The 13,352-nt window shown below is 65.3% G+C and carries 12 protein-coding genes; all 12 read right to left on the reverse strand.

Translation table 11 applies throughout. The annotated features are described in order from the left end of the window. Nucleotides 1–17 precede the first annotated feature (17 nt). On the reverse strand, nt 18–776 hold the full coding sequence (locus tag ACTHN9_RS22195) for a DotU family type IV/VI secretion system protein (RefSeq protein ID WP_440538930.1): 759 nt from the start codon (nt 774–776) through the stop codon (nt 18–20). A gap of 15 nt (nt 777–791) precedes the next feature. Next, the gene (gene tssK, locus ACTHN9_RS22200) at nt 792–2,123 is read right to left on the reverse strand and encodes a type VI secretion system baseplate subunit TssK (protein WP_440538931.1); all 1,332 of its coding nucleotides are present in this window, start codon (nt 2,121–2,123) and stop codon (nt 792–794) included. A 69-nt stretch (nt 2,124–2,192) separates the two neighbouring features. After that, on the reverse strand, nt 2,193–2,594 hold the full coding sequence (locus tag ACTHN9_RS22205) for a hypothetical protein (RefSeq protein ID WP_440538932.1): 402 nt from the start codon (nt 2,592–2,594) through the stop codon (nt 2,193–2,195). Between the two features lie 173 nt (nt 2,595–2,767). Further along, nucleotides 2,768–4,195 carry a dicarboxylate/amino acid:cation symporter gene (locus ACTHN9_RS22210; RefSeq protein WP_440538933.1) on the reverse strand — a complete coding sequence of 476 codons (1,428 nt, stop codon included), beginning with the start codon at nt 4,193–4,195 and terminating at the stop codon, nt 2,768–2,770. Beyond that, entirely contained in the window at nt 4,192–4,902 is a 711-nt protein-coding gene (locus tag ACTHN9_RS22215) for an aspartate/glutamate racemase family protein (protein WP_440538934.1), read from the reverse strand. Before ACTHN9_RS22215 ends, ACTHN9_RS22210 begins: the two co-directional genes overlap by 4 nt. 8 nt (nt 4,903–4,910) lie before the next feature. Further along, entirely contained in the window at nt 4,911–6,188 is a 1,278-nt protein-coding gene (locus ACTHN9_RS22220) for a dicarboxylate/amino acid:cation symporter (protein WP_440538935.1), read from the reverse strand. A gap of 48 nt (nt 6,189–6,236) precedes the next feature. Continuing rightward, on the reverse strand, nt 6,237–7,211 hold the full coding sequence (locus tag ACTHN9_RS22225) for a substrate-binding periplasmic protein (protein ID WP_440538936.1): 975 nt from the start codon (nt 7,209–7,211) through the stop codon (nt 6,237–6,239). Between the two features lie 20 nt (nt 7,212–7,231). After that, on the reverse strand, nt 7,232–7,516 hold the full coding sequence (locus tag ACTHN9_RS22230) for a hypothetical protein (RefSeq protein WP_440538937.1): 285 nt from the start codon (nt 7,514–7,516) through the stop codon (nt 7,232–7,234). 12 nt (nt 7,517–7,528) lie between these two features. Then, on the reverse strand, nt 7,529–7,915 hold the full coding sequence (locus ACTHN9_RS22235) for a DUF4280 domain-containing protein (protein WP_440538938.1): 387 nt from the start codon (nt 7,913–7,915) through the stop codon (nt 7,529–7,531). Nucleotides 7,916–7,918: 3 nt separating this feature from the next. Then, a complete protein-coding gene (locus ACTHN9_RS22240) occupies nt 7,919–8,647 on the reverse strand; it encodes a toxin-antitoxin system YwqK family antitoxin (protein WP_440538939.1) in 729 nt (242 codons plus the stop codon). Between the two features lie 29 nt (nt 8,648–8,676). Then, nucleotides 8,677–10,602, reverse strand: coding sequence for a type VI secretion system tip protein TssI/VgrG (gene tssI, locus ACTHN9_RS22245; protein WP_440538940.1), 1,926 nt, complete (start codon nt 10,600–10,602; stop codon nt 8,677–8,679). Nucleotide 10,603: 1 nt separating this feature from the next. Beyond that, complete coding sequence (tssH, locus tag ACTHN9_RS22250; protein WP_440538941.1) at nt 10,604–13,339, reverse strand: type VI secretion system ATPase TssH; 2,736 nt, start codon at nt 13,337–13,339, stop codon at nt 10,604–10,606. Nucleotides 13,340–13,352 lie beyond the last annotated feature (13 nt).

Raw genomic sequence — 13,352 nt, forward strand, 5'->3', positions numbered from 1 at the left:
CACACGATGCATGGCGCTCATGAACTCACTCCCACGACGGTGTCGCCGTGCAAGGCTTGGCGCACCGGCCAGGACTGCCACAGCCACAAGATCTCCGATATCGCGAGCAACGCCGCCACCACGAGCAGCGCCATGACGCTCCAGCGGCTCACGGTCGGCAGCTTGCGCGGGGCGATATGGGAAAGGGTATTCGTATAGGCCGATTCGGACACGACGCGATCGCGTCCGCCCAGGTCGGCACGGCGTTGATAGATGAACTCGTACAGCTCTTCCCGGTAGCTGCGCAAACGCGCATCGGCCTGCTCGCCCGCCCCGCGAAAGCGCCCCTGGAACCCCATTGCGAGCGCGAACAGATACAGGCGCGCGATTTCCCGCCGCGACGGCTCGCGATCCGAGAGCAGCGCCTCGATCTTCTTGAAGACGAGATCGCCCGCGATGTTCGTGCGAAACAGCGCCGATTCGAGCAAGTACGAGGTCCAGCGCTCGCGCCCGGCCCATTGGGTGTTGAGCAGCAGTTCGTCGGCGAGAACGGCCTTCAGATAGCGCGCGTCGGCCACGTTCTCGATATCGAAGCGCGTGCTGTCGCGGCGCGATTGCAGCGTCTGAATCTCGAGCACGTTCAGCAGATGCCGCGACATACCCTGCGCGGCCTCGTCCGGGTCGGTATCGGGCACATCGGAGACTCGCCTTTGCGCCTTGACGAGTTCGTCGAAGAACGCGCGAAACTGCTCCATCGCGAGGTCGTGCTCTTCGGTTTCAATACGGGTGCGTGCCATCGTCGTGTCGAGTCGTCAGTCTTTCGTGAACAGCAGCATTTCCTGGGGCCGCTGCGCGCTCGCCCCTTCGTTCGGATTGCCGATGACCAGCGCTTCGCCCGCGCGAACGAGCGACGGATCGGCTTCGACCTCGAACAGCAGATAGCCGGAACCCGAGCGGATGCCCAACTCCTCGGCATACTCCACCGAGCGTCGCGCGGCACCGAGCACGCGCCGGCTGCGCAGCGACGGGTACACCGACTCGGAGCCGATCACCGCGCCCTCCATCCAAGCCAGCAAATCGCGATCGGATTGGCCGCGCAGGCCGATCACGAGGCGCCCCTGCACCCACTGGGCTTGCAAACCGATATCGAACCTATCGTTACCGTAGCGGAACTTGCGCTCCCGGTACCCTTCGCTCACCTCCGCGATCGCCTCGCGCAGCGAACCGAGCAGCGGCGTGAAAACGGCGAGCGGATCGGCATGGTCGTAGTCCGGCGGAACGGGCGGCAAGCCGCCCGGCGCGAGCATCGACAGCGAACCGTGCAGCGCGGCGAGCGCATGGTAGAGCGCCAGCGGATGCAGATGCGGCGTGCGCAATACCGCCTCCGCAAGCGGCAACGCCGCGAGCAGGCTGCGCAACCGATCCTTCAATTCGAGCTGGGTCAGGCGATCGTCCGCCTTCGACGAGGGAATCGCCGTCTGGCGTGCGACGAAAGCAGCCTTGCCGCGCACCTGGCCGAGCAGCGCGGAAACCGCCACCCAAAGCGGGTTGTCGCGAGCCACTTCGAGCAGCGGGGGTTGCCGATCCCCAAGCTTGACCACTTCGTTGTCTTTGTAGACGGTGCCGAGGCACAGCGAAACGAAGCGCGCAGACGGAATCTCGCCCGCCTCCAGGCCGAGATTCGGCAAGAGGCGCGCAATGTCGGCCGGCGGCGCGCCCGAGGTGGTGTCCTCGACGGGCTCGCCCGCGACCGACCGGAAACGCCGCATCTGCGCCTCGCCGCGCATCGATTCGGCGACGGGCAACGTGAGGTAGATCTCGAGCTGCGTGGTAGCAAGCCGTTCCGCGAAAGGCGCGAGCGACAGTTCCAGCCGGCCCTGCTGAACCGATTCGGCGGAATAGGACACAGCGGTGCCGTCCGGCATGATGGCGTCGAGCGCCAGTACGCGCACGACGCCCGCGCTCAGCAGGCCTTCGTCGAACACGAGGCGCCGCACGCCCCAACTGAATGGCGCGGCGGCCAAGCTCTGCCACGCGACGAGCGAATCGACCCGTGCAGAGAGAAGCTGAAAGTGTTGCGGCGCGAGCAGCATGCCCTCGAACCACTCGACGCGCTCGACGACGGGGACGAGTCGATCAGGCATGAACGCACCTCACCACGAGGAAACCGCAAAAACCGGTGCGGCGACTATCGGAAAAACAGCGAAGCTCGGTCATTTCACACTCGAAATGGAAAAGGCGTTGTCGCCCAGTTGCACGACGAGACGGCCATCGAATCGCTCGACTCGCACGCGATGGGCACCTGGGCCGGGGTAATCCGCGAACACGAACACGCCTGCCACGCGCGGCCCGCGCAGCTTGTCTCCGGGCACCACCACCCGCTGGCCCGGCACGAGTTCCCAGCTCTGGTAGCGGATCGCATCGGGGAACGTGCCCGTCAGATCGTCGCGCACGGCGAACCACTTCGACGCCGGCAGCTCGGCGACCCGCGCAAGCAGCGTCTTGTCCGCAACGAATACGACGTCGACCGCGATGGGGCTGTCGTTGTTGGCTTCTTCGCTAGCCGCTAGCGTGAGCTGGTCCCACTTCACTTTGTCGCCCGATGGGAACAGCATCGAGCAGCCGGTAAGCGTAAGACCCGGGAGGCCCGCGAGACACACCAAGCAGAGCATGGTCGACCACCCGGCGGCCCACCGCCGCAGCCTTGCCGTCCCCGCGCGCGCAGGTCCACCGAGCGGCGCGCCGCCTCGTTCGAAACCAGGCCGCCGCGTGAAGCGTCGCCAGTCGATCATCTTGCCCCCACTCCTATCCCCATGACTACGATCAAAGAAGCCGCCACGAGCGCGCAGCCTGCCACCACTGCGAGCTGCCCTCGCGTAAATGCTAGGCGCACGATCGCCGAATCGCCATATCGCGTCGCGGGCTGCGTCGCCACGGTGGCGGTGGCTCGGTCGGTCTGCACACCCGCCGAGACCAGCGCGACAACGGTACACGTGGACAGCAGGCTCAGCAGGTTGCGCGGTCCATCGCAGATCAGATCGATGGCGACGAATGCCACCAAAGCGGCCTCTACGGGCAGCCGAAGCAACGACAAGGCGATCCCCGCCGCAGCGATGCCGCCGATACCGTTGCGGCCCGCCGAAGCGAACGCGGCTACGGTGGCGGCGGCGCCGATCATCGCACAGTCGCCGAGGTCCAGAAAATGCCCGTAAAGGTTCGCAACGAACGAAGCAAGAAGCGCGAAATACAGCGCAGAGCCCGCGCGGACAAACACCGCGCCGAACGGCACGACGAGTTCGGCGACACCCCGGCTGCAACCGAGCTTCGCGCTCATCGCTTCGATGGTGTGCGGAATCGCGGCGGTCGCCGTGCCGGACGTCAACGCAACCAGCATAGGGGCGCGCAAACATCCGATCGTGCGAACGAAGGACACGCGCGTGCGAAGCGCGATCGCGGCGAGGGCGACGCACGAGAGCGCCGCCGCGGAGGCGAGAAACACCGAGATGAATCCGCTCATCGCGGAAAGCGTCTCGCGCGGCGTGTGCGCCACCAGATGAGCCGCCGTGCCGAACACCAACACCGGCAACAGCAAATTGGCGTAGTCGATCAGTGCTTCGAGCGTGCGATAGATGCTTTCGAAGATGCCGTTGAGCACCTTCGTCTGCTCGCTGGACAGCGCGGCGAACGCCATGCCGAACAAGATCGTGCAGGTCAAAATGCCGAGTGCCCGGCCGCTTGCGAGCGCGCCGTAAAAGTTATCGGGCACGACATCGGTCAGCGCAAAGGCGCCATCTGTCGCGCCCGATCCGGCCTGCGCGAACAACGTCATGCGCACCTCGCCGGCATTGCCGCCGCTCGCGAGGATCAGCCGGCCGAGTTGCGCATGCGCGGCAGCCGACAAGTGCAGCCCGGGCGCCGTCGCGAAGCCTACCGCCGTACCGGCGAAACCGCCTGCCGCGACGAGCGCGATCGCCAGCAGCAGCATGGTGCCGATGCGCAGCCCCGGACGCGGCAGCGCCAAAAGCTGGCGCAGCCCGAAGAACATCGCGACCACCAGCAAGGGCACAGCCGCCATCGTCACAAGCGAGACGTAAACCTGGCCGATCGCATACGCGGCTTCGCCTAGCGGTTCGGCGAATGCGCCGGCCACGCAGCCGAGCACGATGCACAGCACCAGCACCGGCGCGGAATTGGGCAGTTGTCGCAGCGTGTTCATAGCGCCATGTTCCAGCCGCGCGCGAGGCCGTAGGACACCGTCGCTCGCGCGAGTTCGAACGTGCTGTCGATCGTCGGAATCGCCGGGGCACCCATCTGGCGTGCGGCCAGCGGCAGCTCCGTGCAGCCCAGGACCGCCGCCTGCGCGCCTTGCCGCACGAGCCAATCGAGCGCCCGCGCGAGGTGTTCGGTCGATGCGTCGATCCGTCCCGCCTTCACTTCGCCGATGCAGGTATCGATCTGCCGCTGCGTGGCGATGTCGGGCTCGACCGATTCGAACCCGCGTGCGGCGAGCATCCGTTGATAGAGTCCCGAATGAAATGTGCCCCCCGTCGCCAAGACAGCCACGCGCCGGCGCTCCGGCGGCAGCGCCGCCACGCTCGCTTCGGCGATGTGAATGATCGGCGCCCGGCTATGCTCGCGCATCGCGTCGTACCAGTGATGCGCCGAATTGCACGGAATGACGATCAGCGCCACCTCGTTGCGGTTGAGCATGTCGATGCCGCGCAGCAGCGCCGGCAACGGGCTTTCGCCCGTCCCTAGCAAGGCTTCCGAACGGTCTGGAATATGCGGCAAATGCGCGACTAGCAGTTCCAGATGCTGTTGATCGCGCGAAGCCCCGGCCGAACTCGTCAACGAGATCACCCGCTCCATGAAATCGACGGTGGCTAGCGGCCCCATGCCGCCCAGGATGCCTATCAGCGCCATGGCGATCTTTAAAGCTTGAGCGGACGAGGGCAAATGATCGACACGGCCGCCGTGTTGCCGATGACGAGGATCAGCGTGCGCAGCATGTCGCACAGCGGATCGACCGCGAGGAACAGAATGAAGGCGGCCTCGAACGGCAAGCTCAAATAAACGCAGGTCATGCCGATCAGCGACACCGTCACGAGCCCGGTCATCCCGGCCGACGCGAAGCCCGCGAGCACCGACGCGAGCAACACCGTGCTGACCTCCACCACGCCGAGGTGACGGCCGTAAAGCTGGGCAATGAAGAGCGTCGCGCACACGTAGTAGACCATCGGTCCGACGCGCAGCAGCGAAACCGTCAGCGGCACCATTAACTCCACCCGGGAGCGGGCGAAGCCAAGGCGATCGACCAGGCTCTCGATCATGCTCGGCATGCAAGCGGCGCTATTGCGCGTGGCCAGCGCGAGTGCGAACGGCGCACGCAAGGCGTCGAGCGTGCCGCCGAGCGAATTGGCCGAACGCTTCCAGATGATCGTGGCCGCCAGCACGAGCAGCAGCAACGCAACGACGAAGAAAGCCACGACGAACTGCAGCATCGCGTGCAGCGGCCCCACCCCGGATTTACCGAGCTGAGCCGCGCTCATGCAGAACAGAATCAGCGGCAGCGGGTAGCTGAGCCAATGCATGAGCTTCTGGCAAGCATGGTAGACCGTCTCGAGCGCTTGGCTCAGTCCCACCGAAATGCGTTCGGGCACCCGGCCCACGGCCAGGCCGAACAGCAGCGCGAACACCAGCGCCTTGAGCGCGTCGCCGCTCGCGAGCGCCGCAAAAATATTGCTAGGGACAAGGCTCTTCAGCATATCGGTGAAGCCGATCGTCTTCGGCACGGTGTCCGTGCCGTATAAGCTCATCACCGTCTCGTTCGTGCCTGTCGCGTCGCTGCCGACCATCGCGCCGAACGTGTGCATCGTTGCCGTCGACAAGTTCGCGCCGGGTCGCATCGTCAGCAGCACGATCGCGCCGACCACCGCCACGGTCGCCGACGCGCCGAGGATCACGATCACCACGCGCAAAAGCAGACGCGACGTCCCGCCGTCGCGAAACAAACGCTGCAGACTGAATATCACGGCCGATACCATGAACGGCAGCGTCGTCATCTTCAGCAAGTTGACGTACAGATCGCCGATCACGTCGAGTCGTTGCGCGAGCAACGGCGCCCATAAGCCGAACGCGCTGCCGAGCGCGAGGCTGCCGATCACCACCCATGGATTGACGGCCACGGCGTAAAGCTTGTTCATATCCATCGTTCGGTCTCCGAAATGCGCTTGGGTCTTTATCGTTATGCGGGTGTTTTAGTGATCGGTCGCTTCCAGCAACGTCTTCACGTCGAGCTTCTTGCTGCGTTCGGCAAGAAATTGATTGACGAACGCAAGCAGCGCGGGCGTGGACACATTGACCCCGATCGCGATCGGATCGTCCAGATCGTCCAGCGTCACGACGCGCAGCTTCAGCGACGCCGTCGGGTCGCTTTTGAGTACGTGCTTGACTTCGAATTCGTCGCGGTACGCGGCCGTCACTTCGCCCTTGTCGAGCCCGCCCAGCAGCGCGTCCCAGCTCGGATACGCCTTGACTTTCGCATTCGGAAAGTTGGTCTGCACGTACTGCGAATAGGACGAGTTCATCACCACGCCGATCGTGCTGTCGTATGCGCGGATCACCTCCGGTGCCGGGCGGCCGTGCGCGACTTGAGCGAAGTTCAAGCGATTGAGCAGCAGCGCTCGGTGCAAGCGAACGTAGGGCGTGCTGAAGCTGATCAGTTCGGCGCGTGCCAACGTGCGCGACAATTTGCTGATCGCCAGATCGGCATCGCCGTTGGCGAGTTCGCTCACGACCCCGTCGAACGTCTTCGCATCGCGGTTGAAGCGCACTTTGACGCCGAGCTTGGCGGCAAGCTCATCGGCGATATCGACGTCGATGCCTTGCAGCCGGCCGTTGCGCGTTTCGAAGAACGGCGGTTGATCGACGCCCAACATCGCGACCACGAGTTCGCCCCGGTTCACGATGCGGGCAAATTCGGGGGCCAGCAAGCGTCCGTCGGGCATACGCACGAGCCCGGTCGAGGTCGTCGCGAGCGGGGCGCTGGCCGGCTGAGCCACCGCCGGCGCGGGGGCGGCCGCATTGGCCGCATGCGCGGCATGCCCACCGGCGAAAAGCCCGATGCTCGTCGCCAAGGCAACGGCAGCGACACGCGCGGCCAGCGCGCGCAGCGGCCGTACCGCAATCGAACGTCCGTGCGACGCGGGACCGTAAAAGTGAAGCGTAGGCATAGCGATTACCGTTTGCAGTTTCAAGAAGCGTTGGAAGCCGGCGCCGCAGACGCCGCGGCGTCCGCACTCGCCGGCGTGGACCCACGTTCGCTCGCGACCGAGCCGCCGATTGCGCCGGCGGCGGCGGTTGTGCCGGTTGCGTCGGTCGCGCCGGTTGTGCTCGAGGCAGCACCGGCCGCAGCGGCAGGCGCGGCGTAACGCGCGCCGATTTCGACACCGAGCAGGAACAGCAGCACGCATAGCAGCAAGACGCAGCACGCCGCGATCGTCGCCATCCGCGCAGTCATCGAGAACACATAGGGCATCGCCGATCGTCCTTAAGGAACCATGGTGGTGAATTGCGCTGTGGCGACGATTTGAATGACGCCCCCCCAGTTGCACATCAATTTCGAGCTGTTTTGCAGTGCCGGCTGGCCGCCGATCAACACCGTCGGCGAACCTGGCGCCCAAGGTGCCGCCGTGGCCGGTATGCAGGGCATCGGCGTCAATACGCCGAGCGCCGCCGCGGTCGCCGCCGCTACCGTCGGATTCGCCGGGCAATTGCACATGCCGAACGGCATGACGTTGACCATGGGCGCGTTGTCCATGATCGTCGCGGCGGGCGCACCCGCCATGACGCATGGCGTGGGCAGTACGTTCAAAGACGAAGGCGCCACGCCGAAGCTGCACTGAAGCATGGTGCCGGTAGTGACCAGGATGCTCATCGATCAGCCCTTCACCCATTTTTCGAAGTTCGAGACGATCTTCGGCAAGCCGCCCGCGGCACCGGCAACCGGCGCAGCGAGGCTGCGCCACGCTTCCTGCGGCTTGCCGCTTGCGTAGCGGCGCTCCGCCATCGCCCGGCCGTCCGGATCGAAGCGCCGCGCCGTCCCGTGCAGCAGGCCGTCGCGATACGGCAGGCTTTGGACCAAGGTGCCGTCGGCCGCGTACTCGCGCGTTTCGCCTTCGAGCACGCCCGCTCGATAGCGCGCGCGGCGCACCGCCACGCCTTCGTGCAAATAAACCGCTTCGCCTTCCGGCTTTCCCGCCAGGTACGGAAGGCGCGAGGTCACTTGCCCCGACGGCGCGTACGACACGCTTTCGCCGTGCAGCACCCCGGCCACGAATCCTTGTTTCAAGGCCACTCGTCCGTCTTGGTACAACGTCGTCACGCCATGCTCCTTGCCGTCCGCGTAATGCGCTTCTTTGACGAGCACGCCGGGCGGATCGAATGCATGCATCGGCCCGGACAAGACCCCATGCGCGTAGTGCGCATCGAACGTGGGCGTGCCGTCCGGCGTGCATCGCGTCATCGGCCCGTGCGGCACCCCGTTCAGCAGCGACGTGCGTGCGACCACGGCGCCGCTCGCATCGCGCTGCTCGGCCACCTCGCGCACGTCCGCCGCCGGCTGGGCGGCGGGAGAACGCGGTGAACGCATGAATTCGAGATCGGACATGGCGTGGCGCTTAGCGAAATACGTCAGGGTCAGTTGAGTTTGACGAGGCCGCCCTTCAGGGCCAGCATGCCGCCGCCGTCGACCGTCGCCGTGGCCGATGCCTTGGCCTGCACCTCCAGCCCCTGGATCGTGAGCGTCGTACCGGCCTTGTTCTCGAGCGTCGTGCCCGCCTGATTGGACAGCGACGTTCCGGCCTGGCTCGCGAATGACGTGCCCGATTTGAACGTGATCGAACCGCTCACGTCGATCGTCAAGGTCCCGCTCACCTTGAGCGTGTAATCCCCTGTCACGTTGTGCGTAAACTTCGCGTGGTTCGTGTGCGTCTCGTCGCCCGTCACATCGAGCGAGCGCGTGCCCTTGACCGTATGCGTTTCCTTGCCCGTCTGCACGTCGACGGTCCGATCGCCCTTTTGCACCGTATGCGTCTCGTTACCGGCGATCACGGTCGTCGCCAGCGCGTTCTCGATCGACACATTCATGTCTTTCTGGGCGTGCACGAACAACTCCTCGCTACCGGTCTTGTCTTCCATGCGGATTTCGTTGCCGGCGCTGCCCCCTTTCGACGAACGCGACATGATCGTGCTGCGCGTCTGCATCGACGGCATCTCGTAGGGCAGCGTGCTCGATTGGTTGTAGACGCTGCCGGTCACGAGCGGCCGGTCGGGGTCGCCGTCGACATAGCTCACAATCACTTCTTGACCCACGCGCGGCAGGAAGAAATGCCCCCAGCCGTTGCCCGCCACGGTCTGCGCAACGCGCACCCAGCACGATGTGTTCTCGTTCTGAGTGTCCGAGCGGTCCCAATGGAATTTGACCTTGATACGTCCATACGCATCGGTCCAGATCTCCTCGCCCGACGAACCCGACACCGTCGCCGTATGATTGCCGGCGACAACGGGCCTCGGCGTCACGAGCGGCGGACGGAACGGCACCGCCGAAGGAAACACGACGAATTCGTTCGTGTAGTAGTCGTTCGTCGAACTGTGCTCGACGGCACGCACGACATAGGTCGTATTGACCGCGCTGTTGGCATGCCCGCCCAGCGTGAAGCTCGAGCCGGCCGTCAGGGCGAAGCACACGCTCGCGCCCTTGCCGGTTTGCTGTCCGATCTGATGCGCCGCTAGCCGCAAATCGGCGGTACGGGTACTGTCCGACGCCTGCGCGTAACGTCCGGGAAACGTGTAGCGCGTGCCGTTGGTCGTGCCGCCCGAGGCCGACGATGTCGCCGTGGAAACCGCGGCCGACGTGTAGTCGTAATCGGCGACGATATGCGTGCGCTCGGTCAATCCCGTCACGAGTTCGAATTCGCTCACGCGCTCCGAGGGACTGTGCGCGACCGAATCGCTCGAGAACCACAATTGCGAGGCGTTGGCGGTCGGCTCGTGCGCGGACGGACTGTCCGCGAGCACCATCGTATGGCTACCGTCGGCGAATGCGAAAAAGTAGAAGATGCCCTCTTCTTCCATCAGCCGCGACACGAAATGGAACGGGCTCTCGTCGTACTGCACGCAGTACTCGCGCGCCGCGTACGTGCCCGTCGTGCTTTGCTTGATCGTGACGTTGAACGGTGCCAGCGCTTGCTGGACGATGTCCAGCACGCTCAGGTTTTGATAGATCGTTCGGTCGCTGCCGAGTGTGGCGAGCCACAGGGTCGGCGCGAGCGCGGCCGAATAGTATCCGTGGGCGGCGTCCGCCCCGACCTGCGCGAACCGCGTCACGATGCCGTTAAAGTACCGCGGCGAGCCGCCTTGCGTCTGCAGCGTCACGGTCGCGCTTTTGCCGACGATGGAGGCGGCCGAAAGCGCGGTGTTCGTCGAACGCATGCGCAGCTCGAAATGGAACAGCTCGGAGATCGCCTCGCGCCCCGAAAAACCCTCGAGCAACAGCACGTCCGCCCCGAAGGGCGTACTCACCGAGAGAAAGCTGCCTGTTTGGACCGTCGTCGCGCCCGGCATATCAAACTCCGCCCTCCGCCGTAAAGCTGAACGCGAGGCCGCCCGTGGCGGTGAATGCCAAATGCACGGCATCGAACGGCTCGGCCACCGAAATGCGCTCGAGCACCTCGCGCGCAAGCTCCGGCAGCACGATTTGCGTGAGGATGTGATCCACGTTGCGCGCGCCGCTGTCCACCTCCTTGCAACGCTCGGTGATGACGCGCGCGAACGCGTCGTCCCAGGTCAACTTGGCGTGATGGTTGCGCGCGAAGCGTTCCGCGAGGCGATTGAGCTTCAAGTCGACGATCGCCGCGATCTGCGCATCGCCGAGGTGGTAATACGGCACGAGAACGAGCCGGCCGAGAAAGGCCGGGCTGAACTGGCGCAGCAGCGCCGGGCGCAACCGCTCGATCAATTCCTCGGGCGGCGGCCGCCGTCCTCCAAGCGACGCCTCGGTGATGACTTCCTGCGCCGCGTTCGACGTCAGCAGGATCAGCGTGTTCTTGAAATCGATCGGCACGCCTTCGCCGTCTTCCATCACGCCCTTGTCGAACACTTGGAAAAACAGCTCGAGCACGTCCGGGTGAGCCTTCTCCATTTCGTCGAGCAACACGACACTGTAGGGACGGCGGCGCACCGCTTCGGTCAATACGCCGCCGCGTCCGTAACCGACGTAGCCGGGCGGCGCGCCTTTGAGCCCCGAGACGCTGTGCGCCTCTTGGAACTCCGACATGTTCACCGTGATCATGTTGCGCTCGCCGCCGTAGAGCGTATCGGCGAGCGCGGCGGCCGTTTCGGTCTTACCGACGCCGCTCGGGCCGACGAGCAAGAACACGCCGACGGGCTTACCGGGATCGTCGAGATCGGCGCGGAACGTCCGCACGCGCCGCGCGATCGCGTCGAGCGCTTCGTCCTGCCCGACGACACGCTCGGCCAGCTTATCGTGCAGGTACAGCACCGTATGCAGTTCGTCCGCCAACATGCGGCCGACGGGAATACCGGTCCAACCCGAGATCACCTCGGCGACCATCGCCGAATCGACATAGACCGGCACCATCGGCTCGTCGTTCTGCACAGCCTCGAGACCTTTCTCTAGGCGGCCGAGATTGGCGAGCAGCGATTGCGCATCCTCGCCGTCCTCGGCCGGTGCTTGTGCGTCTTGCGTCCCGTCCGTCTTTGCCTCTTGCGCATCCACTTGCCGCGCGATCTTGCGCCGCCAAACCAAGATCTCTTCCACCGCGCGCTGTTCGGTGGAAAGCTTTTCCGTCAAGCGTGCATGCTTCGCGCGAAGTTCCTCGAGCTGCTTCGTCAACGCGACGATCGCGTCGGCATGATCGGCGCCCGTCGCCGCCTCGAGACGCAAAATACGCAGTTGGTTTTCGCCCGATTCGAGCGAGCGCCCGAGCGCTTCGATATCCTCCGGCACGCCGCTTTGCCCGATCGCCACGCGCGCGCACGCCGTATCGAGCACGCTGATCGCCTTGTCCGGCAGTTGGCGCCCCGAGATATAGCGATGCGATAGCTTGACCGCATCGCGCACCGCCTCGTCGATGATCTCGACGCCGTGATGATGCGCGAGCTTAGGCACCATGCCCCGCAGCATTTCGATGGCGACGGCCTCGCTGGGCTCGTCGACCTTGACCACTTGAAAGCGGCGCGCCAGCGCGGGATCGCGCTCCACGTACTTCTTGTACTCGGCCCAGGTCGTGGCGGCGATCGTGCGCAACTCGCCGCGCGCAAGCGCGGGCTTGAGCAAATTGGCCGCATCGCCCTGACCCTCGCTGCCGCCGGCACCGATCAGTTGATGGGCTTCGTCGATGAACAGCACCACCGGAACGGGCGACGCCTTCACTTCGGCAATGACGGATTTGAGCCGATTCTCGAACTCGCCCTTCACGCCCGCGCCGGCTTGCAGCAGCGCGAGATCGAGCGAGCGCACGCACACGTTCAGCAGCGCCGGCGGCACCTGGCGTTGCACGATGCGCTGGGCGAAGCCTTCGACGACCGCGGTCTTGCCGACGCCGGCTTCGCCCGTCAGGATCGGATTGTTTTGACGCCGCCGCAGCAGCACGTCGATCAGTTGGCGGATCTCCAAATCTCGACCGTAGATGGGATCGATCGCCCCTTCCCGAGCCAGTTCGGTCAGATCGACCGTGTACTGCGCGAGCGCCGATCCGCCCGGCCCGCTGCCGACGGCCGACGGCATCGCCGCCAGCGGCGCCTGTCCCGAGCGCGCCTCCCCTGGCGATGCGCCTGCGGCGGGCGCGGCGGCCGGCCCGCCGTCTTCGTTCGACGCAGCGAGCACGGCCGCCAGCGATTCGCGCAGCGTCGCACGCGGAATCTTCAGCAACGAGGGCGCCGTGTCGATCAGCAACCCGCGCAAACTGTCGACCTCCAGCAGCGCGAGCAGCACCGTGCCCGAGCGAATCTGTTGCTGCCCGAGCAGCATCGAACTCAATAGCCAAGCCTCTTGAAACAGCCGCGAAAAGTTCGGCGAAAGCGCGGGCGTGCGGCCGTTACCGCGCTTGAATTGGTCGACGGCTTTTTGAAGCTGCGCGCCCACTTCCGCAGGCGCCACCTCGAAGTGCTCGAGAATCGCCCTCCAGTCCGGCGCGTCGGATTCGAGCAGTTGCAGCAGGAAGTGCTCGACGTCGACGTTGTAGTGCGTCTGCCGCACGCAGAGTTGCGCGGCAAGCTCCATGGCATGCTTGCAGGCCGGATCGAGCCGGCTCACCAGAGTGCGAATGTCGATTTCCATAATGGCTCGGTGG

The organism is Trinickia sp. (assembly GCF_051953405.1).
Taxonomy (GTDB): Bacteria; Pseudomonadota; Gammaproteobacteria; order Burkholderiales; family Burkholderiaceae; genus Trinickia.